This window comes from Pontibacter diazotrophicus (assembly GCF_003367245.1).
Classification (GTDB): domain Bacteria; phylum Bacteroidota; class Bacteroidia; order Cytophagales; family Hymenobacteraceae; genus Pontibacter; species Pontibacter diazotrophicus.
In genome coordinates this window covers 36,853-58,274 of the sequence record NZ_QRGR01000036.1, presented here as the reverse complement: position 1 = coordinate 58,274, position 21,422 = coordinate 36,853, and the positions used below count along the sequence as shown (strand labels likewise).

Here is a 21,422-nt window from a genome sequence, read left to right as displayed (position 1 = left end):
CCTATTCGCCTCGTTAGGCAGGTAGTGCCCTGACTGCTCTTCAGGTATAGGTAAAAGTTACATCTATGCCTGGTAATATGAAAGTATAGCTATTGGAAAAATGATATACTGCTAATCTAAAGGTTAGCCCTCATTACATAGAAGATAATGAAAAATCTGCTATAGGTAACTGGTTAAAAGCAATGGGATTTGAAAGAATTATAATTATATTAACCTATCTTAAACAATGAAATTTTTTTTACTTGCCCTATTACTGATTAACACTTCTACCTCTATTGCACAGCAAATACAGCGTGAAGTAATGATACTTGGAACGGCTCATTTTGATGAGAAAATTTCATCACAACAAAAGCAGGATGAGCTTAACATAATCCTCGCAAAATTAGAGAAATTTAACCCTGACCAAATTTTCATAGAACAACCTACTCAGAGCGACTCTTTGTGGTATAAAATATATACATCGTATTCCCTCCATCAAGATGAGCCGGATAACCCTTGGCTTAAAAATAATGAAATTTTCCAGCTTGGTATAAAACTAGCAACTCGCTTAAAGCTTAAAAGTGGTGTAGAAGGTATCGATTGGCCTGATCCTAATACAAATGATCCATCCAAAGCTCTCTCGGAGTCATACGAGTTGTCCTATTACAATTATGTAAAAGATATAAGAGCATTGAGTGCAGAACGTAATGACAGTATCTTGGATAAGAAAGGTTACGATATTTATATAGAACATTTGGAAAAATTAAAACCATATTTACACCTGACTGAAAGTCTTTCCCTTGAAGAACATTTGTTAGCTTTAAATGAACATCAGAATATCAAAGATTTATACTTGATATTGCGTACAGGAGAGATGCTTCTAAATATTTCAGATATTGGCGCTGAACTCTCCAGTATTGCAGTGCATAGGGATTATAAAGTATTTAGAAACGCCTTGACCAAAACGAATGACGATTCGGGTAAAATTTTAATCCTTTATGGAGCGGGACATTCTTTTATGCTTCGACAATTGTTTGATTTGCACCCGGGTTTTAAGTTAATTGAACCTTCAGTTTACATACATTAATACTCTATAGTTAAAATCAATAAACGAGGGCTAATCGAGTAGCCTGCCGTGGGCAAAATCACCCACGGTGAGGCTCTCAGTCGAGTAGCGCCAGGGAACCTCCCCCTCACGCCCTCACAGAACCGTGCTTAAAGCTCTCGCTTTACACGGCTCCTATTATCCAACCCTTACGGCCTTACCCCCAGCTGCCAGTGTGCAAACAGGTTCGGAACGGCTTTAGCCACTCTCCCTAACCAGTCACTCGCTCTGACTTTGTGGCCCCGCAGTTTCTTGTATTTCTGCCTGGCCCAGCTCTTGAGAACAAGGTTTAAATATCCCAATACCTCCTGCAGTTCCGATTTGTAGAAGTGTCCGTAGTAGTTTATCCACCCTTTCAGAACCGGATTGATTTCCTCGGCCAGCCTTGAGAGGCTACTGCCACTTCTACCCGTCAGTTTCCATGCCCTAACCCTTTCCCGGATTGCCTTCTTGGCTTTATCGCCCACTGCCGGTAAGAAACCTGTAAAGTGTTTACCCTGCTTATTCCTTGACTTCCTGCTTCTGAATGTATAGCCCAGGAAGTCGAAAGACATATTCGGGTAAGTTTTGCGTCGGTCCTCGTCCCTGCAGTAGACAATTTTGGTCTTCTCCGGATGCATCTCCAGGCCACACGCTTTTAATCTCGCCTTCAGGTCTTCTCTTAGCTGCTGAGCTTGCTGTTCTGTGAGACAGTGTAACACACAGTCATCTGCGTAGCGCTCGAACGGGCAGTCCGGATAGTTTATCCGAAGCCATTCATCCATACAGTAGTGCAGGAAAAGGTTGGCCAGCAGAGGGCTGATGACAGCCCCCTGCGGTGTTCCTTTCTCCCTGTCTGTAAGCCTGCCGTCCCGTTGCTGAACAGGCACTTTGAGCCACCGCTCGATATAGAGCAGGGTCCATTTGCAGTCTGTGTGCTTGCGTACTGCCTTCATCAGCAGCTCATGCGGAATGTTGTCGAAGAAGCCTTTGATGTCCAGGTCCAGCACCCAATCGTACCTCCAGCATCGTTGCCTGGCTTTGCCCACCGCATCCAGTGCGCTTTTCCCGGGCCTGTACCCATAGGAATCCTCATGGAATACCGGCTCTAGCATCGGACCCAGTGTCATGGTGACTACTATGACCGCTGCTGACTTCTTGGCTCATAGAAACCGAATCTATTCCAAGACCTCCCCAGGTAAGACACTTATCCTTCCACCTAACCCTGCTGCATCTACACAAAGTCGTTTGTTGGTCAGGGGCTTTGCAAAGATGTGCTTGCTTACCCACGACTCCCTGCCTCTTATGCAGCACTACGTGCGCTCTTTTCGCACTCCCGTGCTCAAGAGTATTCGTCAGTTCAGGCTTTTGCAGTCCCGCTTTCTTCAGTGCATCGGTCACCCCAAACCACCTTGCGGCTTGCTAATCGGCTTCACCAACTCGCCGATAAGGGATTTGCACCCTCTGGATAATCTGAGTATATTCATTGCTGAATATAACTCGCGCCATGCTGGGCGCACACATCATCCCGCAGGCTCTCAACAACAACCAGGAGACGTGGGCAAACCTGGAGGACTACACCCGGGACCTGGTGCGGGACGGCATGGAGGTGTATGTGGTGATGGGCTCCTACGGCATAGGAGGGACCGGTGACAGCGGCACCGCCAGGATCATCGACAACGGGAACATAACCGTTCCTGGCCGCAACTGGAAGGTGCTGGTAGTGCTGGAAGAAGGGAAAAACGACCTGCAGCGGATAAACGCCGGCACACGCGTGATAGCCGCCGACACGCCCAACAGCAACACCGTTCGCCCGGACTGGGGCACCTACCGCACAACAGTGGATGCCATCGAGCAGGCCACTGGCTATGATCTGCTTACTGCCTTGCCGGTACCGGTGCAGCAGGCGCTGGAGAGCCAGGTGGACACAGGGCCGACACGGTAGGAATAATGAATATAATGAGGTTAATTAACATCATTATGTAAGACTCCAAGCCATGAACCTCTACCAATTCAACTACTGTGACCTGGGCCGCAGAGCAGAGATAGTCTGGCAGAACGGTAACTATCTTTCTGTGCGGCATGATGGGGAATACAGCGTGGTCCTCTACCACATGGGTGAGGCTTTGTTTTAGTTGCTGTAAGTTCGCAAGACATCTTGAATTCAGAGCGGTGGGAGTGGAGTAGGGCGTAGATCCCTATGCGAATTTCTGGAGACAGCCCTCAAGGACTACTACCTCTACAACCTTGGCATAGACCTGACCTTTACTACGCCGGAAGTGGCTGGCTTCTTTTCTCGGTATCGTTACAGAGCGAGTAGAAGAACACCTCAGCCTCTACCTTCAGTATGTTCCGGAGGTGCGTCAAGTCGCCGCGTGAGTAGCTGGTTATCATTACAATCATGAGGTTCATTAATCTCATTAGCTTCGTTTCCCTTTTGTTATGGTAGTTAAATACGTAAGTATCCTTTCTTATAAAGATCTCATTAACTCGTCTCAGAAATAGAAAATGATTTTGATTTTTGAGACGGCAAACTGAGATTGTTTAGAGGCTGTAGGGGCAGGAGCCGCTGGAGGTTCCACGATCTCATTATTCTCACGTTTTCCGGGACAACGGGAAAGAAACCAAGGCCCCAGCTGTGAACCGCAAAGAGCCCAGAAATCGTGTTGGTTTCCGTTGAGGATCATCTCTCCCGCCCGTATCATAATTCCGCCGTTTCTTGGGACGCCGAAAAGTGGTGGCGGCGGTTTGACTCGTCCTGAAAAAAGTTGAACGAATGTTGTTAATCCTCCTTCCACGTTGCCTGCGACTGCCGGTAAAGGCTCCCGCCTGTGACAGGTTTTCCTTACCCACCTCAAGGTGCAGTAGCAACTTTCCCCTTACCCAGTGCTTTTGCCTACAGGAAACGTCTGTGGCTAATGTAGTGCCGCTACAGGAATACTAGCGCATTGAGCCCAAAGCAGGTGGAGAAAATAGTACTGATTTAAGATAAAGCCCATAACTTTGGAGTTGAAATGAGCATTGGTGCTGATTTCGTGTACCACAGTCAGCATGCAAACTCATACAGTCTACCTAAAGATGAATACTAATGTTGAAAAGCCCAAATTCCGCCCGTCAGGAGGAGAATAATAGCCCGGCTGTGCCATTTCACAAGGTCTTCGAAACGCTGCCTGGGCTAATACTTCTTCTATCACCAGACCTGGTCATAGAGGCTGCCACGGATGCCTATCTGCAGGCAACGCTAACGACGAGAGGGGAAGTTGTCGGCAAGCATGTCTTCGAAGCCTTCCCGGATAACCCGGACGGGCAGGCGGCTTCCTCAGCCAGTCACGTGGGCGCGTCCTTCCAGCAGGTTATCTCCTCTGGGAAGCCGCACAAGATGGGTATTCTTCAGTATGACATTCCCGACCCCGACAGGCCTGGCGGATTCATCGAGCGCTACTGGAGCACCACCAACACGCCCGTGCTGGGCGAGCAGGATGAAGTGCTCTACATCATACACGAGACGACCAACGTTTCGGATGAAGAGAGGGCGAAAATCCTTCTGGAACAAAGCCGGAAAAGGGAGCAGGGAGCGCTGGCACAGGCCGAGCAGCAACGGCTGCGCCTGGAGCGCCTGTTAGAGCAGGCGCCTGCCGCTTTCGCCATGCTGGAAGGCCCGGAGCTGGTTTACAAAGTCATCAACAACGCGTACCAGCAGCTCTTTCCAGGACGCCAGATGCTGCACCTGCCGCTTTTCGAGGCGCTGCCGGAGCTAAGGGATCAGCCCATCTACGAAATCGTGCAGCACGTCATCACCACAGGCGAGACTTTTGAAGGGAAAGAGGTGCTGGTTCCATTGGCCAGGTACGAGGGGCAACCCCTAGAGGCCATCTACTGGAACTTCATTTACCAGGCGCTCTATGATGCCGAGGGGCAAATCAGCGGCATGCTCATCTTCGCGCTGGATGTTACCGATTTTGTGGAGGCCCGCCGACAGGTTGAGAAAAGCGCCGAGTCCCTGCAGGCCCTGAACGCAGAGCTGGAGGAGCGGGTGAGGAGCAGGACCCAAGCCCTGCAACTGGCGCAGGCGGAGACCCTGCAACAAAAGCAGCAGCTCGAGGAGCTGTTCATGCAGGCCCCGGCGGCCATCATGATCCTGGAGGGCCCTGAGCTTGTCCTTCAGCTGGTGAATCCGGTATACCAGCAGATATTCCCTGGAAGGGACATACAGGGCAAACCCTTGCTGCAGGCCCTTCCCGAAATGGAAGGCACCCCCATTCCCGCTGTTCTGGGCAACGTGTACCGGACAGGCGAAACCTATATGGCCAATGAGCTCCCCCTGATGCTGGCCCGCCATGAGGGAGGCCCGCTGGAGGAGATCATCTGGTCCTTCACCTACCTGGCCAGGCGCAATGGGGAAGGCGCAATTGACGGGGTACTTGTCTACGCGCACGAGGTGACCGGCCAGGTGGCCGCGCGGAAATCCATTGAGGCAACTGCGCAGCAGCTGCAGCTGATCACAGACTCGCTGCCTGTCCTGATTAGTTACCTGGACAGGGACCTGAAGTACCGCTTTGCAAACAAAGCTTATAACTCTTGGTTCGATTTGAAGGAAAAAAGCATACTTAATGTTCCTATTATCGATGTAATAGGAGATAAAGCCTATGAAGAAATAAAAATATACATTGAACGGGTCTTGGCAGGAGAAAAAGTGGATTATGAAGCAGCCATGCCCTACAGGGAAGGGCTAAGGCATGTTCGCACCACTTATGTTCCGGATTTCCGCAACGGTCAGGTCGTGGGGTTTTACTCCCTGGTGATGGATGTGTCCGACCAGGTCGCGTCCCGCAGAGCGCTGGAGGAAAGCGAGCGGGAGGCCAAGGGCACCGCAAGGGAGCTGGAGGCGGCAAACAAGCAGCTGACGCATATTAACGCGGACCTGGACAACTTCATCTACACCGCGTCCCATGACCTGAAAGCCCCCATATCCAACATCGAGATGCTCATGCAGGAGCTGCTCTTGGAGCTTCCGCAGCAGAGCCAGGAGCAAGAGGAGCTGAACAAGATCCTGGGCATGATGGGGGGATCGATTTCCCGCTTCAAGAAAACGATCGAAACCCTGACGCAGATATCAAGGCTTCAGAAGGATGAGCCTAGCCTGGCGGAAGCGGTAAGCCTAGAGGAGGTAATAGAGGAGGTAAGCCTGGATATGGGGCAAATCATATCCAAGTCCGGGGCGCAGCTGGAGATGGCCATCGCCGGTTGTGACAAAATCATTTTCTCCAGGAAGAACCTTCGCAGCATCGTTTACAACCTGCTCTCAAACGCCATCAAATACCGGGATCCGGCAAGAAAACTGGTTGTGAAGATCAGCTGCCGCGAAGAAGCGGATTTAACTGTGCTACAGGTGAGCGACAACGGGCTTGGGCTTAGCGGGGAGCAGCAAAGCAAGCTTTTCACGATGTTCAGGCGTTTCCATGACCATGTGGAAGGGTCCGGCGTTGGGCTCTACATGGTGAAAAGGATAGTGGACAACGCCGGGGGAAGGATAGAGGTGCAAAGCACGCCTGGAGTAGGCACGGCTTTCCAGGTTTACTTAAAAAACCAGTACTGGGGACGTTAAGCTCACCTAAATCTTTCTTATGCTTGAGAGCCCCGCGCTGAACGCTTCACCTATTTCACTGGATGTGTTCTCCTGTTTTGTTATCTGTTTCGTTATTCCCTCTATTTCCGGGACAAAAGCAAGCACGGACAATGGTTAGCGTTCGGGAGCAATCTAAAGCAATAACTATGTCCAGAATAACTCTCTGCTGTGCATAAGAGCATTTATGATCAACACTCGATCTGCCTTAGGCTCATGATTCCTCTATTTCCGGGACAGGAGAGCAGCAGGAACAAGCATAGGCAAGCAAAAACAAGCAGGAGCACGCGGAAGCAATATCTGGATTGACCTTCAAAACCTATATCGGTAAAACGGCCGTTTTCTGGGACAGCGGGACAGGCTGAAAGGCTACACTACTTTAAAGCTACTGCTCAATACCACAGCAAAACTGCTTAAAGCCGCAAATAAGCCACTGTTTTTAGCTCATTAGTGCTGAAACCTAGTGCTAACATAGTGCGAACCTAGTGCGGAATTTAGTGCTAACATAGTGCGAATTAAGAGCAGATATAGTGCGGACCTAGTGCTAAATAGTGCGAACCTAGTGCGAGCTCCAGACATCATCAGTGCCCTTACCTCTTATTGACGCTTACCGGCTATACAGCTAAATCCAGTACAGCAAAGGCCTCTTTTTAAATCTCAAAATTCCACGTTTCGCGGGACGAAGCATAGCAACAAACCGCAGCTCTGCCATCTTCCACCAGTGTTGTCTTGGTTAAGTAATTCGTTCTCTAATAACACAGGTTCATCTTGATTTCTTTACCGGGTTTCTTGCTTTAAAATACAGCGGTTTGATGAGCTTAAGCGCCTTATCCTAGAGTGGAAAGTAAACCACCGTTTGTAATACACCAACCTAAAGCCTCTTGTGTGGAGTGCGGAGCAGAAAAGGATGTGTATATCCGGCAACGATTATGGAACATCCATAGTAAAACAGGGAGCGAGCGCACCCAAGCCTGCAAACCATGGATGAGAAAATTAACTTCGGATTCGGAATATTTGATAAGCTGTTTTTCCAAGCAAGTAAGGTGCTATTTGTTTACGATGTGGACGCTGCCTCCATCACGTACCTGAACGCTGCTTTCAGCCACCTCTGGAACCGGACAAGGGAAAGTGTGATAGCAAGCCCTGCCATTCTATTGGAGACCGTTCACCCGGAGGACAGGGAACACCTTTTCAGAGAATACCATGAATTGACGGAGGGTACACCCAAGTACGGAATTGAATTCCGCATCCGGACTCCTGACGGGTCGATTCTGTGGCTGCTGCTGACCCCGCAGTTCTTCACCGATGCTACAGGGGGTAGGTGCATAGCAGGTATGGTCGAGGATATTACTGACGCAAAGGAAAACATCGACACGCTACACAAGCATGGGGCTAAGAAAAACGCCATTCTGGAAATTCTCTCACATGATTTGGCAGGACCACTTGCCAGCATCCAGAGTCTGGCGGACGCCCTCTCCGAGTCGACCAAAAGCTACGAGAACGCTGAGGCAAACAACCTTATCAGGATTATCCGAGAGAGCAGTGAACGGAGCCTCCGCATGATAAGGGACTTTGTGCAGCAGGAATTCCTCGAAACGGCTGAAGCAGCGATGGTGACGAGAAGGGTGAATCTGGTTAAGAAAGTAAGGGAGGTGATGGAGCAGTTGGAAGGCGGGGAGCGTATCATAAACAGGGAGTTCCGCTTCAACTCTTCCAGCGATAGGCTCTACGTCTACATCGACCAAGATAAGTTCGGTCAGGTCATTACCAACCTCATTTCCAACGCCATCAAGTTCACCCGTGACGGTGGAGTAATCGCTGTGGATATAAGCGAGCAGGAGACATCGGTGCTGATAGCGGTGAAGGATAACGGCATCGGCATCCCTGAGCGCTACCATGACAAGCTGTTCGAGAAATTCACCCCGGCAAGACGGGAGGGGCTGAAAGGGGAGCCGTCAACAGGGTTAGGGTTGGCGATTGCAAAAACCATCATGGAGTGGCACAAGGGGAGCATCTGGTTCGAAAGCGAGGAAAACGTGGGAACGACCTTCTACATTGAAATCCCGAAGGAGTAGAGAGGATAGGAGGGACATGGTCGTTACTTAGGCTGCCGCAGGAGAAGAAGCGGCTTACCTGCCGTTCTTCTGATTTAACTCCGCCAGTCTCTCTTTCAGCTTCTCTTTTGTTGACTGGAACTCCCTTTGTAACTCGACATTGTCCTTAGATAAGTGATAAATGTACAGCAGGCACTGACCTGCTTCGTTTGCGCTCAACTTTCCCACATCCAACCCCCTTATATATTCCAGTATTCCAGCATGTACGCCATGAAAGGGGATACTGCAAATCCCGCAGGAGGTAAGTTGTAAACTCTGCCTTTTTTACCCGGAGAAGCTTTTGGCTGTACATGGAACAGTCTATGCCATCACTATCCAGCCAAAGAAAGTCCTTTACATACAGCCCCTTTCCTTTTACTCCGCAGTGGACTCGAACTATATGGTTTATGGATAATTATTTGCGGTTTTTGGCTGGATTCACCACAAAAAGTCTCCATAAGCATTAACAGTTGGTGTAAGGTTACGCTTATCCAGTATCGAAGCGATAAAGCCACAGTTTGTTGAGCAGCGATTCTTGCCATTTTGAGGTGCAAACGTAGCCTCCATTTTACTGACGCAGGGGTGGTGTTAGTTAGCTTAACTCAGAATCATAACCCATTTTGAACAGATAAGCAGGAATGGTCGAAGCAAGATGGGGCTACTTTTGCAAGCACAGTTATTGTTCGAATGTTTTACTCAGAGAGGTGGCTGCGGCAGCATTCTTTGAGTAAATAAAACAATCAACATTATTTATTCGGAAGCGTAATGCATACTAAATTTTAAAGATGGAGCAGCAGGTAAGGTTGAAGAAAGTGTATGGCGATGTGTTTTTCACAGCCACAAGAATCGACAATGGCTCTATCCTGTATGCACAGTGGTTCGGTGTGCAGTCGGAGGAGACTGTTAAGGAGGGTGGCTACAAGCTGCTGGCGATGATAAAGGAGCAGCCCTACTCGAAGCTGCTCAATTGCAACAAGAATGTGGTCGGTTCTTGGGATACGGCACTTGATTGGGTAGAGACCACGTGGACGCCTCAAATGAAAGCCGCAGGCTTGCGTTATCTGGCGCAGGTAATTCCGAAAAGTATTTACGTTACCCTAACCATCGAAAGCCTAATACAGCGGATTGACAAAGATTTTGAGATAAGGGTTTTTGAAGACGATAAAGAGGCTGAAGCCTGGTTACGTTCCATTAGAGGATAACAACCTAAGCTTCCTCCTCTGAATGAATTTCTTTATGCTTTCTCAATATCATCCATCACAGCAGCAGCAAGGGTTTGAAGCATCTTCTGGTCTGAACCAGAGAACTCCCTCGGCACCTTGTCGACAATACAAACAGCCCCTATGTTATAACCATCAGATGTGGTCAAGGGAGCGGCAGCATAGAACTGCAAGCCAAAATCACCTATAACCATGGGGTTCGCCAGCAGGCACGGTTCCTCTCTGGCATTCTCGAAAACGGTGACATCAGACCTTAACACAGCCAGAGAACACAGGCTTATAGCCCTGCTTACTTCGGTTGAGCCTTCCACCCCCACACGGGCTTTTGTGACTACATAGTCCTTATCAACAAAATTAACCAATGCTATTGGTACATTAAACATACGGGATGCAATGGCAGCAATGTGCTTAAAGGTTCCGTTCTCTTCGTAGGTATCCAAAATGTGGAGGCTGCGCAGCTTAGCCAGTCGTTCATCTTCATTATCGGGAATAATGGGTATCCCAAAAGTATTGTCCATGTTAACAGATTATATGTATAATAAAGTGAACCTAAAAGTGTAGGTATAGTACAAAGCTGATTAGTTAACAGTGCTGAATATATATACAACGCTGTTAGCATAAATGAAGCATTCAGCAGCAGAATGGTTGCTACTGGTAAAACTAATCAACTGCAACATCAGTTCAGAAATCCACCCTTATCTGGACTCTTTCCTCTTCAGCCGCAGTCAGCCGTGTTACTGAAACAGTGTCGTCCTCATGAAAATGCTTTGCGATGCCTCTGATGATGCCAACGGCTACTCCCGACATTCTGCGCTTGGAGTAATAGTCGACAATTAATTGCCTTTCGCCTTTCTTTGTCACCAGAAGCATAGGAGGGTTCGCCCTCTCGTCTAATTTCTTCACTGCCCTATGCATAGTGCATTCCGTGTTCAAGAGCATATCGTAGGTGCGCCAGTTCGGATTCATGTACTTGCTGTAAATCAAGAGCAGGTCTGGTACTAAGAACTCCCCAAACTGCTCCATTAAGGTATGGTTCGGGATACCTGTTACTTCGGAAGCCTTGTTAACAATGGCAAACAGTTCTTTTGTGGGGTACATCTCGTGCATTTGGAAGGCTGCTCCTTCCAAGCCTGTTGCTTGGAGCAGTTTTACCCAGGTACTGTAATCGTATGAGTTTTCTACAAAACGCTTCAGCAGAGCGAAAAAAGAACCATGCATCTTATCTTCGCTGATTATGCTATTATTATCCATTCGGTAAGTAATACTATTAGTAATGTGGGCAGTATGCTGGATGTATCAAATTGAGAGGGTTTGAAGCCGAGGCTTCGGTAAAACATCACTTTTTAACCACTCAAGAGCAGCACTAACCTCTGTGAAACGCTGGATTTTCACCGAAAGAGTCATATTGTTCAAAAGATTTAAAACGACTTTTTCCCTTTTTGAATCGGGTGTGACAATTCGGGCTACCTTCTGGACTCTGGTTGCCATTAGGTTACGGTAGAACTCGGAGATAAGGCATGCATAGCTGTCCTCATACACCCAGATGTTTGTCTGTCTTGCATCCAGCAACACCCTCTTAACATCGTATTTTCGCACATGCTCCACTATAACCGCTAAGCTTCGCTCCATCTCTGGCATGACAATATCATCAACATTCGGCATCTCAAAAGTGAGAATGTCGGATGCTGGCTCGTAGTCCAGCCTTAAGAAGCCGTTCTTGTATATAACCATCTTCTACAATCTGTTCTTGCTTAGTGAGCCAAGCCCATTTCACCTAAAGGAGATACGCTTATTCACCTTCAAAAGTAATGGTTTTATAATATAGGATTTGCTCAAAAGTAGAAATAAGTCTACAAGAGGTGATAGAGTTACAGTTGTTACGTTTTTTTTGAGTTGGATTAGAAGTTTGACAGGTGTTATTGGAAGTGACAAAGCAGAGAATCGAATATCTTCGATTTTAACCTTATGTTCTTTCTAAAGTAATGGTGAGTCATTCCAGTGTCTTCAGCTAAGGAAATCTACCTTGATTTGCACATTCTCTGCATCAGCAGGTGAGAGCAGCATTACCTCCACCTTATCGCTTTCATTAAAGTACCTGGCAATCCCTTTGACAATGCCCACCGCAACGCCAGCCATCCTGCGCTTGGACGAATACTCTATCATAAGCTGGTCAACACCCTTCTTTGTTACCAATAGCTTAGGTGGATTAGTTCTGATGTCCTCCCTTCTCGCAGCACCGTGCATCGCTTCCTCTGTATTAATCAGCATCTCATAAGTACGCCACTCTGGTCGGACATACCTGCTGTACAGCAGCATCAGGTCTGGCACCATGAACTCCCCGAACTCCTCCATCAAATCAAAAATAGACTGTCCTGTGGTCTCGCTCAAACAACCGACAATGGCAAAAATCTCATGGGTAGGATACATCTCCTGCATGTGAAAAGACATATGCTCAACGCCTGCCTCTTTAAGCATTTTTACCCAAGTGCTGTGGTCGTGGGTGTTTTCAACGAAGCGTTCAAGCAGCACAAACATGGAGCCGTGCATCAGGTGTAATGCATCGCCTTGTTTTTCCATACAGAAACATTTTATGTCTGTACAATATAGCAAAATAATCCTGTTAGATATGTTAAAAGGCAAATTTCCTGTACCAGTTTCTAAGGAAGCCAAGCTTTGCAAGATAGGTTCTTTGCTTCTTCTGTTCTCTTTAAGTTATCTCCCCCAAATGATGCACCCTCACTTAAAAACGCTTTTCTGCTCCTGGTGCTGCTCAACCTCTCTTAAGTATGTATAATATTCAAACGTTTATTTTCTCGTGAATAAACAGTGCTTTTTTGACCTTAGCGGAGGCTCTGAATGAAATATTATATTGCAACTTAACCTACTGCTATGATTAGTTGTAACTTTGTAGCACAAGATGTATTCATGAGAAAAGAATATCCAAATATTTTCGGGAAGGTGTTCCTGACTGTTGATATAGATAAAAAGAATGAATGGGTACACAATGACTGGATTGGTTACCTGACAAGGGATAACGTTCAGTTTGGTGCCTTGGCATATTTGAATGCTGTAAGGGAATCAGGGTTTAGCTGTGTATTGAATGACAACAGCAAAGTACTGGGTAGTTGGGACCACTCACTTGAGTGGACTGCAAAGGAATGGGTACCGCTGGCAGCCAAGGCAGGTTTAAAGTACTTTGCAATGATAGTGTCCCCAGATTCCTTGGCAGAGTCCTCGGTTTTAAGTTTTGCTAATCTTATTACATCCTTCGAGGTAAAAGTATTCAGTAATATAACCGATGCGAAAAGCTGGTTACGCTACCATTCCTTAGGAGCAAAAGTGTAATCATGCATCCAATAGAGAGTGTGTTAATCATTGATGATGCAACCAGCATCTACCTCACTAAGCGTGTGCTCAGCAGCATTTGTATTGACTCTCGTGCAGGATGTGCGAAACGGTTTGGAAGGACTTAAAGGTCCTGAGACAACTAAACGCAACCACTTTTGGTGATTGGAGTAGTCTGTTGATGTGTTCATGGGGATATGTATCATTCAGAGGATTCACTTGTCTCTGCGTCCGAGTTCCGCACAATTCAACTATTTAGAGTGTTCGCAGTAAACACTAAGCACAAACATTCAATGACCAATGGATCAAACCAGCAATTACGAGGTGTTTAAAGAATTAATGAGGCAAACAAGCAAGGTACTCTTCTCCTACGAGGTAGACGCAGCCTCATTTACCCACCTTAACCCTGCTTTCTCCTACCTGTGGAACAGGACGAGGGAAAGCATCATGGCAAAACCAAGCACCATCTTAGACACCGTTCACCCAGACGATAAAGACTACCTTATAAAGGAGTACCATGAGCTGTTAGATGGCATCATCAAGTACGACATAGAGTTCCGAATCATCCTCCCCGACAAGTCTGTCTCTTGGATGCTGCTGAACCCGAAGCTTGTCACCGACAAGCAGGGGAGGCGGGTACTGGCTGGTATCGTGGAGGACATCACCGCTGCCAAGGAAAACATTGCCAACCTGCAAAAGTTTGCAGCCAAGAAGAACTCCATCCTGGAAATACTCTCACATGATTTGGCTGGTCCCATCGCTAACGTGCAGGGCTTAGCCGACTTGCTATCGGATTACACGAAGGAGTATGGAAACAGTGAGGTTGATAATATTGTAAGAATAATCCGTGAGAGCAGCGAAAAGAGTATCCGCATGATCAGGGAGTTTGTGCAGTATGAGTTTCTCTCTTCCTCCAACACGGCTGTGCTTAAGAGGCGGGTTGACCTTGTGGAGAAGTTGAAGGAGGTGATGGAGCAGTATGAGGATGGGGAGTTCCTGATTAAAAAGAATTTCCAGTTCACTTCTTCCAGCGAGGAGCTGTATGTGTATCTTGACCAGAACAAGTTCATGCAGGTTATCAACAATCTTATCTCGAACTCCATCAAATTCACCCATGATGATGGGGTGATACTGGTTGACGTCAGTGAAAAGGAGGCATCCGTGCTGATAACAGTGAAGGACAACGGGATCGGCATCCCAAAGCGTTACCATGGCGAGTTGTTTTTAAAGTTCACACCAGCAAGACGTGAGGGGTTGAAAGGAGAGCCTTCCACTGGACTCGGCATGTCCATCATCAAGACCATCGTGGAGTGGCACAACGGTAAGATCTGGTTTGAGAGCGAGGAAAACAGGGGCACAACCTTTTTCATAGAGATACCCAAAGAATAAATGGAGGAAAGCTGCGTCAACTGGCACCTCACATTGTCTTCTCCCTTCCCTTCTTAGCTCGGTTAGCCTGCCCTGTAGCTTTCTTCTGATGTCTACACTGTCTCCCCCTATCTCGGTATCCTGCCTCGACATGTGGTCGAGGTAGAGGAGGCACTGGCTCACCTTGCTTGCGCACATCCAACGGCTTGATATAATCATTCATAAAACCATGGGTAAAATCAAGGGAGTAAGCGGTGGTGTGTAACGGGATTAGTTCTTAATCTGCATCGGGGAAATACTTAAAATGCTCATTTTATACTGAAACAGTCACGTTTCCTGTGGGGCGACTATTTGCGGCAGTAGTGTTTTTGATTTTTTTTCATTTATTTCGATAAGATGGAAAAGTTCAAAGGAAGAATTGCGCCCCTGTTGGAAAGCGATGAGATCAGGTACCAAGCCAGCGGTGTCGTAAAGTCCATGTCGGTAGATTATTTCAGCAGCAACTTTAGGGAGATAACTGTTACTGAACTGCCAAACATAGGGCTAAGCTCCTACTACTATCAGAGCATTGAAAACCCTGACTTAGTCATGCATTTCAGGATTTCCGAAACTGCTGGTCTGTCAGCAACGCTGATGCTGTGCAGAGACTTTGAAAGTAAATTGAAGGAGACAGGTATTTAGCCTCTCTTGAAGTTATCTGTGAGGCAGAACAGGTATTGACTCGCCTTAAAGTCTATTTTCCTTGCGACCACCAGAAGCTTTTTCCCATGACGTATGCTCCACGACCATGCTCAGGCATGCTGGCGTTGCCTGTGGATAGCATCCTCGGGGATAGGAGTGAAACTGTGGTTTTTTGCCAACAGCCACTCCGCAGCACTATCCTGATCGAAGAAGTTTTTCATCTTGATGCTGCCCTTGAAAACTGCCATTGAATTCCTGCGCACCTGCTCTGCCACTGTTTGCAGAAAAACGTCCTGTGACATGATCACTGCAATCCTTCGGAGGCTGGTTCCTGCGAGCAGTGGGGCAAGCACCTCCACCGACCATTTCTGATCACTCATGTTAGGTGTCGAGAACTTAGAGGCATCGTAGAGCCAGAGGCTTAAATGATGCTGCTTTATGTGCCCGTACAAGTGCAGCATGCCCTCTCTGTACATTTCGCTGTCAACACTGGTAAGCCACCTGCTTTGGACCCTATTGGCGCTGTTTTCCACATGGCAGGACCTATAGTTCGTGAAATTCTGCATTTAGGAATACAGATATACTATGTTATAAAAGGAAGGAAACTGCTTGAATAGATGGAATGGGTGAGTAAACAGCCCTTTTAGGAGGGTGTAGGTTGTGAGAGTGTATAATATAAAGCAAAACTTCGATACATCTTGCCTTTCACCAGACTCGGAAAACTGCTTATTAGCTAATTTGCGCCTGCTATTAGTAATCTCTAAATATATTCTTTGGGTTATTCCTTTTTAAAAAATAAATAAAATAATATATTTAAATACAAGGCTATAATATCAACTGCATGACTACTGCTGTTTCCACAAATCTTAACGTGCAATTGTTAGCACCTGATGCATTAAGGTTATACTACATCTTTAATACTTATCTGAGAGGCTGTTTTGATTTGTTATTATTGCTTTACAAGTGCCTTTAAGTGACTATTATTGAAATTCAAGAAAGTACTTATATAAGCTGATTTTAGCGTTTCAAGTTTTTTTCTTCTGTTAAAAAAGCATTTTTATATAAAATCAAAACAGCCTCTGAGAGAGAATGATCATAAAGCATTCTATAAACTTTTAGATTTCAAGTATGAATTGAATAAAAGTGATGAAGAGGTGATGATGTATCTTATCAAGATAATGAATGAAAAGCACCCTGCACAGTTACAAGTGTTGCTAAGAAGTATTATACATTAAGATGTTATTATTCTTTAGATTTGTATTGAGCCGACAGAGCTTTAACTATTCTTCCGATCTTCAATACATTCTGCCCTCACCCGATTAAGTGTATTCCTTTCACTCCTGCCTCTTTCTGCCAGCCATTGAGCCATCACAGCAGTGTTTACATCACTGTTGAGTATTAATGTATAATAGTCATTAGTTGAGCTTACACCTCCGCTGGATAAACCATCACATCATCGTACAAGCAAACCCTCTTTCCTGTCTCTGAATAAAGAGCCTGCGTAGCAGTTCTCTTGCCCATACCGTTCTGCTGCTCCGTGTTGGGTGTTTAAATATTTACAATAGTATATAAAAAATACTTATACAGTATGTTAAAAATACTTATAATCATTCTAAGTATTTTTTGCGTGTAGTACGAACTATTCACCATAGATTTTTGTATTTTCATCTCAAACCTTCCTGGCTATAGCTAAACTTACAATAAACAGACAAGGTGTATATGTTAACCGATTGATTTTAGCCTACCTGTACCATAGCTTGTATCTGTGCGCTGTAAGTCGATGCAAACAAAGCAACGATGCCTAAAGTATTACAAATGCCTGATAGTGGTGGTACAAAGGAAAAATTCAACATCATAGTTGGAAAACTTTATGCTACCATAGCCATGCATAAGGCTTATTTCCCAGAACTGGTTACTATAGAAAGGTTTCTGGACGTAAACATGCCAGTATCAGGCAGTGACAAAGATTATCTGGAAAGGCTTGACGAACTCTGCTCATACCTTCACGAACTAAGTGTTAGCTCCTATCTTATTCGCCACCTGCATCACAACCTGTGTGCGGATGTGGATGCATTAAAAAATAACTCCTTTACATTTATTCAGGAAGAGTATTACATCGTTCTGCCTAAGTAGGTATACCATTAGTGTAACCTACCATCCTTGGTACAGGCAGCAAAGTTTTGTCGAAAATGCTTAGTGGTGTTCACTGCTAACCTTACTTGTTTAATACATACCACATTCTACTTTTCTACTATGGAAACATACTTCAAGGTTATGCTTACGCTTTCTCATAGTTCGGCAAAGACATGGGTTGCAGTCAAAGCCAGCAGTGAGGGAGAAGCACTTGTTATTGCAGATAACAGATGCATGGACACCATCTTTTGTATTTGCGGAGAATCGGTTTGTGAAATCACAACAAGAGAGTACTATGCTATACTCACTAATGCAGGAATCAGGCAAAAGGAGCAACTTTGAGCAAAGAGCGTATTACATCGGCAGCGAAAGTAAACCTTGCATCTGTCTGTTTTTATTCAGACTGTGAATGGTAACCTGTAAGATTATGTAGTGTCTATTACATAATACTCCCCCAAAATAATATGACCTCGCCCAAACCACGCTTTTCCGCTTCTGCTGCTAACCAACCTCTCCTGTAAAAGTCAACCAAACATTCGAACGTTTATTTGGTACTGTAAAAGTGAAGTTTTCTACTCACAAACATATGAAATGGAAGTAGGCTTATCCCCAAATACAGTAATGTTTCTCTACAAAGCGATTAAGTAAAACGAACATAGAGCCATGCATCCTGTCTTCCTTAAATTTCACCTTCTCCATAGGGTGGGTAAAATGAATTTGTAACAAGCTGTAACAGGCTTAGGAGTATTTCAATTCAAGGTCAGAGAGCCTGCTGAGAAACATTTCAGATATTTCAATCAGCTTCTCAAAGCCTATTTGCGCCTGGTCAAACAAGTCGCTTCTGTAAGCTTCTACCACTTTATCGGCAAGATAGGAAAACTCCCTGTGAAGACGCCTAAGCTGTTCCAACTCTGTGTCGTTACTGTACGTGACATTGCCCGTGGAGACGAACCACTGCGTCACGGGGTTATTGCTCTGGAAATAGCCCTTGTCATAGTTTCCCCCATGAAGGACAGAACGCACCTTCGATTTAAAGGCGAAGTGCTTTATCCTGAGTTGCTGGAAATCCAGTCTGGCTAATTCCATATAGGCTTATTGTGGGGCATGTCTGCGGCATTATTTATTGATACTGTTCTCTCTTCTGCCAATTTCTACCTGCTTGTTAGGCTACCCTTCTCAGCCATGTCATAACCGCAGACCATGATACCTGTTATCTTCTGGTTCTCGTTATAAATTGCCTGATAGATGAAAGTCAGGTGCATCTGCTCAGGCATGCCCATGTCATAGCGGTCTATCATCACGGGGATGTTCTCCGCCACATAGTCCTTTCCAGTGGCGTATACCTCGTCCAGAATCCCGACAAAGCCCTGCTCAGCCACCTCTGGCAACGCCTCCGCAACCGATTTGCCAATCAAGTGCTTATTTGGCATCAGTTTCTGGTACTTCTCGTTGACCAGCTCGTAGCGATGCTCAGGTCCTCTCAGTACACAGAAGAATACGGGAGCTTTCATGTTCAACTGCTGAAGCACCTTTCGCTCCGCCTCTGCCTTGACGTAAGCCTGCTGCAACTGCTCGGAGAGTTCCACCATCTTCTCATACGACTCTTCGAGTTCATACACCAATTGGCGTGTGTCGTGGATATCCACTGCACTTCCCACCCACATCAGGACGTTGCCTTGTTCGTCTCGCATCGGAACGCATCGGGTGATGAACCAGCGGTAGTTGCCTCTGCTGCTACGGAGTCTTAACTCCGCCTGAAGCTCGGTACCGTTCCTTAATGCTTCTTCCACTTTTCCTTCCATTTTCGGCAGGTCGTCAGGGTGTACGACATGCTGCCATCCATGCTCTTCCAGTACCTCAGGTCTTGCACCTGTGTACTCATAGAATCGCTTGTTGAAGAAGGTGACTTTGCCTGTGGCATCAGCGGTGAAGATAAGCTGCGGCAGTGCGTTCATCATGAACATATATTTGGATTCTTCCCACTCTGCCGCATCTCTGGCAGCCTTCCGCTGTGTCACATCGGTTGTTTTGTGTATAACATACTCCACATCACCATTCTTGTCCAACACGGGCTTATGCACAGCCTCCCAATACCGTTCAGTAAAGCCTCCCCCCTGTGACTCTGGAGAGGGAATGGTGTAGTGGCGGGCAGGTAGATGGTCGGGCTTTTTGCTCTGTATGGCTCTTGTTAGGGAGTCGAGCAGCAACTGCCTGTTTTTAAAATCAGGTTTGGGAGGGTTATCTGGAAACAAGGAAAGGAACTCTTTCCCGACCAGTTCCTCCCTTGTATAAACCATTGCTTTCAGGTAGTCGTCTGTAGCATCAAGTATTTTCAGTTCGGGTGACAGAAATACCACTGTGTCTGGCAGGTTGACCAGTAGCTTGTATGAATCCATTACAGTTTTATGTAGAGCAGTTTAAAATAATTCAGTGGGATACTAATATCTGGGAAAAATGATTACTATACAATTAATAGGCAGTATAAGAGCTTTAAATATTGTTTTTGCCTGTTAAAGTACTATAAAACACTGACGTTAAGGGTGCAAATTTACAGAAATGTTGGGAGCTTTTCTGGTTCATTAGGGCTTCCAATAAGAAGTTTTAAGTTTTTTTCTTTCATTAAGAAGACCCAGAATGTAAGGCATTGTATATGCGGAATCTAAATGAAAATATACTTCAAGATTTTGTTCAGCAGGTTCACTATTTTGTAGATGGAGAACTACAAAAATATTATCTCTCTCGCTGCACGAGCCACTCCATGGCAGGAGCAATATCTGTAAAGTTCTTAAACTCTAAGGTAAGCTTGTTTTCGCCATAAACTTTCTTCACAACATTTTCCCTTACTGTACTGGATGAGACAATTCGAGCCACCTTCTGAAGACGAGTCGCCATCAGGCTGCGGCTGAATTCTGAAACTATGGCTGTGTAGATATCTTCATCAATTTCTATCTCTGTTTTCCTCGCATCTACCAGGAGCCTTTTAACATCATAGCTTCTTACATGCTCCACAATGATTTCTAAGGTATGCTTTACCTCGGACATGTTAACAACATTAACAGTTGGCATGTTAACAGACAGAACATCTGTAGTAGGCTCGTAGTCCAGTTTTATGAAGCTATTATGAAAAATATTCATAGTCTAACTGATGCTGTTTGTTTGCTTGTGTAAGTGAAGCTAATTATGAGCAAAGATAGCCACTTTTACTTTTATCTAAAGTGGGAACTGCTGTCAGCTTATCTCGAAGCTGTTTAGTGTTTTAGTTTTTTGTTGATTTTTCGGACAAACTTCACAATAAATGCCAGCCAATGTAGGGCCTGCCAGTGCTGAGCTTTCGTTTCAAAACGTATGAGCAAGGCCTTAAAGCTATCCAGCCAGGCATTGGCATGCTCAATCACTACTCTGCACTTGAAAAGCTCTTCATCAAAATAGACATACTCCCCGTCCGCTCGCCCGTTTCTTGGATTGAAAGCAATGTTAGCCTCTATGCTCATCTCTGAGCACAGGCCCCTGAAGCCCCCAGAGTCAAAACCCGCATCAGCATTGAGAAACAATCCCTCCGTTTCGATGCCTGCTTCCTGGAGCAGGCCGCACAATTCCTTGAACACCCGCTCTATCTCGAACAAGTCATGATGGGCCCCTGACACAGGTTGGCTACAAGCCAGCAGGAGCCCCTTCCTATCAGCCAGAAACAGACTGTTGCAGCTTTTGGCCGCTTTCCTGGTTTGGTAGCCAATGCACTCCCCGCCGTTCTTGCAGATGGTCTGGCTCCCGTCCAACTGCACGCACGACAGGTTCAACAGCCTGCGCTGGCTTTTCAGGAGCGCTATCCAGGCTTTTCGCAGGCTGCCGTCAGTTGCCCACTTCTTGAAGTGATGGTACACCCCTTGCCAGCTAAT

At 46.2% G+C, this 21,422-nt stretch carries 21 protein-coding genes; 10 read left to right on the top strand and 11 right to left on the bottom strand.

The genetic code is table 11. The features are described 5' to 3' along the window. Positions 1-226 precede the first annotated feature (226 nt). Positions 227-1,066, top strand: coding sequence for a DUF5694 domain-containing protein (locus DXT99_RS23345; RefSeq protein ID WP_115568011.1), 840 nt, complete (start codon positions 227-229; stop codon positions 1,064-1,066). A 167-nt stretch (positions 1,067-1,233) separates the two neighbouring features. On the opposite strand, the gene ltrA is transcribed toward DXT99_RS23345, so the two are convergent. Beyond that, a complete protein-coding gene (gene ltrA / locus DXT99_RS23340; RefSeq protein WP_115568010.1) occupies positions 1,234-2,193 on the bottom strand; it encodes a group II intron reverse transcriptase/maturase in 960 nt (319 codons plus the stop codon). Positions 2,194-2,549: 356 nt separating this feature from the next. Between ltrA and DXT99_RS23335 the strand changes: the two genes are divergently transcribed. After that, positions 2,550-3,008, top strand: a complete 459-nt coding sequence (locus DXT99_RS23335; protein ID WP_246000981.1) for a DNA/RNA non-specific endonuclease — start codon at positions 2,550-2,552, stop codon at positions 3,006-3,008. 52 nt (positions 3,009-3,060) lie between these two features. Beyond that, positions 3,061-3,198: a hypothetical protein gene (locus tag DXT99_RS27185; protein ID WP_181885234.1), complete on the top strand. Its 138-nt coding sequence runs from the start codon at positions 3,061-3,063 to the stop codon at positions 3,196-3,198. 133 nt (positions 3,199-3,331) lie between these two features. On the opposite strand, the gene DXT99_RS27785 is transcribed toward DXT99_RS27185, so the two are convergent. After that, entirely contained in the window at positions 3,332-3,466 is a 135-nt protein-coding gene (locus tag DXT99_RS27785; RefSeq protein WP_262511378.1) for a hypothetical protein, read from the bottom strand. A 685-nt stretch (positions 3,467-4,151) separates the two neighbouring features. On the opposite strand from DXT99_RS27785, the gene DXT99_RS23325 reads away from it, so the two are divergent. The 3 genes from DXT99_RS23325 (at position 4,152) to DXT99_RS23315 (ending at position 9,981) form a co-directional block, all read left to right on the top strand. Beyond that, positions 4,152-6,668 carry a PAS domain-containing sensor histidine kinase gene (locus DXT99_RS23325; protein WP_115568007.1) on the top strand — a complete coding sequence of 839 codons (2,517 nt, stop codon included), beginning with the start codon at positions 4,152-4,154 and terminating at the stop codon, positions 6,666-6,668. 998 nt (positions 6,669-7,666) lie between these two features. Continuing rightward, complete coding sequence (locus tag DXT99_RS23320; RefSeq protein WP_115568006.1) at positions 7,667-8,761, top strand: PAS domain-containing sensor histidine kinase; 1,095 nt, start codon at positions 7,667-7,669, stop codon at positions 8,759-8,761. Positions 8,762-9,564: 803 nt separating this feature from the next. Next, positions 9,565-9,981 (top strand): hypothetical protein, encoded by a 417-nt coding sequence (locus DXT99_RS23315; protein WP_115568005.1) that lies wholly within the window; start codon positions 9,565-9,567, stop codon positions 9,979-9,981. Between the two features lie 32 nt (positions 9,982-10,013). Here the strand turns inward: DXT99_RS23315 and DXT99_RS23310 are convergent, their stop codons facing one another. From DXT99_RS23310 to DXT99_RS23295, 4 genes are all read right to left on the bottom strand, one after another. Beyond that, on the bottom strand, positions 10,014-10,517 hold the full coding sequence (locus DXT99_RS23310) for a GAF domain-containing protein (RefSeq protein WP_115568004.1): 504 nt from the start codon (positions 10,515-10,517) through the stop codon (positions 10,014-10,016). A gap of 163 nt (positions 10,518-10,680) precedes the next feature. Further along, positions 10,681-11,250 (bottom strand): heme NO-binding domain-containing protein, encoded by a 570-nt coding sequence (locus DXT99_RS23305; RefSeq protein WP_115568003.1) that lies wholly within the window; start codon positions 11,248-11,250, stop codon positions 10,681-10,683. A 45-nt stretch (positions 11,251-11,295) separates the two neighbouring features. Then, positions 11,296-11,730: an STAS/SEC14 domain-containing protein gene (locus DXT99_RS23300; RefSeq protein WP_115568002.1), complete on the bottom strand. Its 435-nt coding sequence runs from the start codon at positions 11,728-11,730 to the stop codon at positions 11,296-11,298. Between the two features lie 273 nt (positions 11,731-12,003). Continuing rightward, positions 12,004-12,576 (bottom strand): heme NO-binding domain-containing protein, encoded by a 573-nt coding sequence (locus tag DXT99_RS23295; protein ID WP_115568001.1) that lies wholly within the window; start codon positions 12,574-12,576, stop codon positions 12,004-12,006. Between the two features lie 348 nt (positions 12,577-12,924). On the opposite strand from DXT99_RS23295, the gene DXT99_RS23290 reads away from it, so the two are divergent. The 3 genes from DXT99_RS23290 (at position 12,925) to DXT99_RS23280 (ending at position 15,393) form a co-directional block, all read left to right on the top strand. Further along, positions 12,925-13,344 carry an STAS/SEC14 domain-containing protein gene (locus DXT99_RS23290; protein WP_115568014.1) on the top strand — a complete coding sequence of 140 codons (420 nt, stop codon included), beginning with the start codon at positions 12,925-12,927 and terminating at the stop codon, positions 13,342-13,344. 300 nt (positions 13,345-13,644) lie between these two features. Next, the gene (locus tag DXT99_RS23285) at positions 13,645-14,733 is read left to right on the top strand and encodes a PAS domain-containing sensor histidine kinase (protein WP_115568000.1); all 1,089 of its coding nucleotides are present in this window, start codon (positions 13,645-13,647) and stop codon (positions 14,731-14,733) included. A 375-nt stretch (positions 14,734-15,108) separates the two neighbouring features. Beyond that, positions 15,109-15,393 (top strand): hypothetical protein, encoded by a 285-nt coding sequence (locus tag DXT99_RS23280; RefSeq protein ID WP_115567999.1) that lies wholly within the window; start codon positions 15,109-15,111, stop codon positions 15,391-15,393. A 110-nt stretch (positions 15,394-15,503) separates the two neighbouring features. On the opposite strand, the gene DXT99_RS23275 is transcribed toward DXT99_RS23280, so the two are convergent. Further along, positions 15,504-15,959, bottom strand: a complete 456-nt coding sequence (locus tag DXT99_RS23275; protein WP_115567998.1) for a hypothetical protein — start codon at positions 15,957-15,959, stop codon at positions 15,504-15,506. A 1,231-nt stretch (positions 15,960-17,190) separates the two neighbouring features. Between DXT99_RS23275 and DXT99_RS23270 the strand changes: the two genes are divergently transcribed. Continuing rightward, entirely contained in the window at positions 17,191-17,526 is a 336-nt protein-coding gene (locus tag DXT99_RS23270) for a hypothetical protein (RefSeq protein ID WP_147294289.1), read from the top strand. Between the two features lie 738 nt (positions 17,527-18,264). Here the strand turns inward: DXT99_RS23270 and DXT99_RS23265 are convergent. From DXT99_RS23265 to DXT99_RS23250, 4 genes are all read right to left on the bottom strand, one after another. Beyond that, on the bottom strand, positions 18,265-18,612 hold the full coding sequence (locus DXT99_RS23265) for a histidine kinase (RefSeq protein ID WP_115567996.1): 348 nt from the start codon (positions 18,610-18,612) through the stop codon (positions 18,265-18,267). A 65-nt stretch (positions 18,613-18,677) separates the two neighbouring features. Further along, positions 18,678-19,922: a PAS domain-containing protein gene (locus tag DXT99_RS23260; RefSeq protein WP_115567995.1), complete on the bottom strand. Its 1,245-nt coding sequence runs from the start codon at positions 19,920-19,922 to the stop codon at positions 18,678-18,680. A gap of 334 nt (positions 19,923-20,256) precedes the next feature. Further along, positions 20,257-20,661 carry a hypothetical protein gene (locus tag DXT99_RS23255; protein WP_115567994.1) on the bottom strand — a complete coding sequence of 135 codons (405 nt, stop codon included), beginning with the start codon at positions 20,659-20,661 and terminating at the stop codon, positions 20,257-20,259. Between the two features lie 113 nt (positions 20,662-20,774). Next, the gene (locus tag DXT99_RS23250; protein WP_181885233.1) at positions 20,775-21,407 is read right to left on the bottom strand and encodes a transposase family protein; all 633 of its coding nucleotides are present in this window, start codon (positions 21,405-21,407) and stop codon (positions 20,775-20,777) included. Between the last annotated feature and the right edge of the window lie 15 nt (positions 21,408-21,422).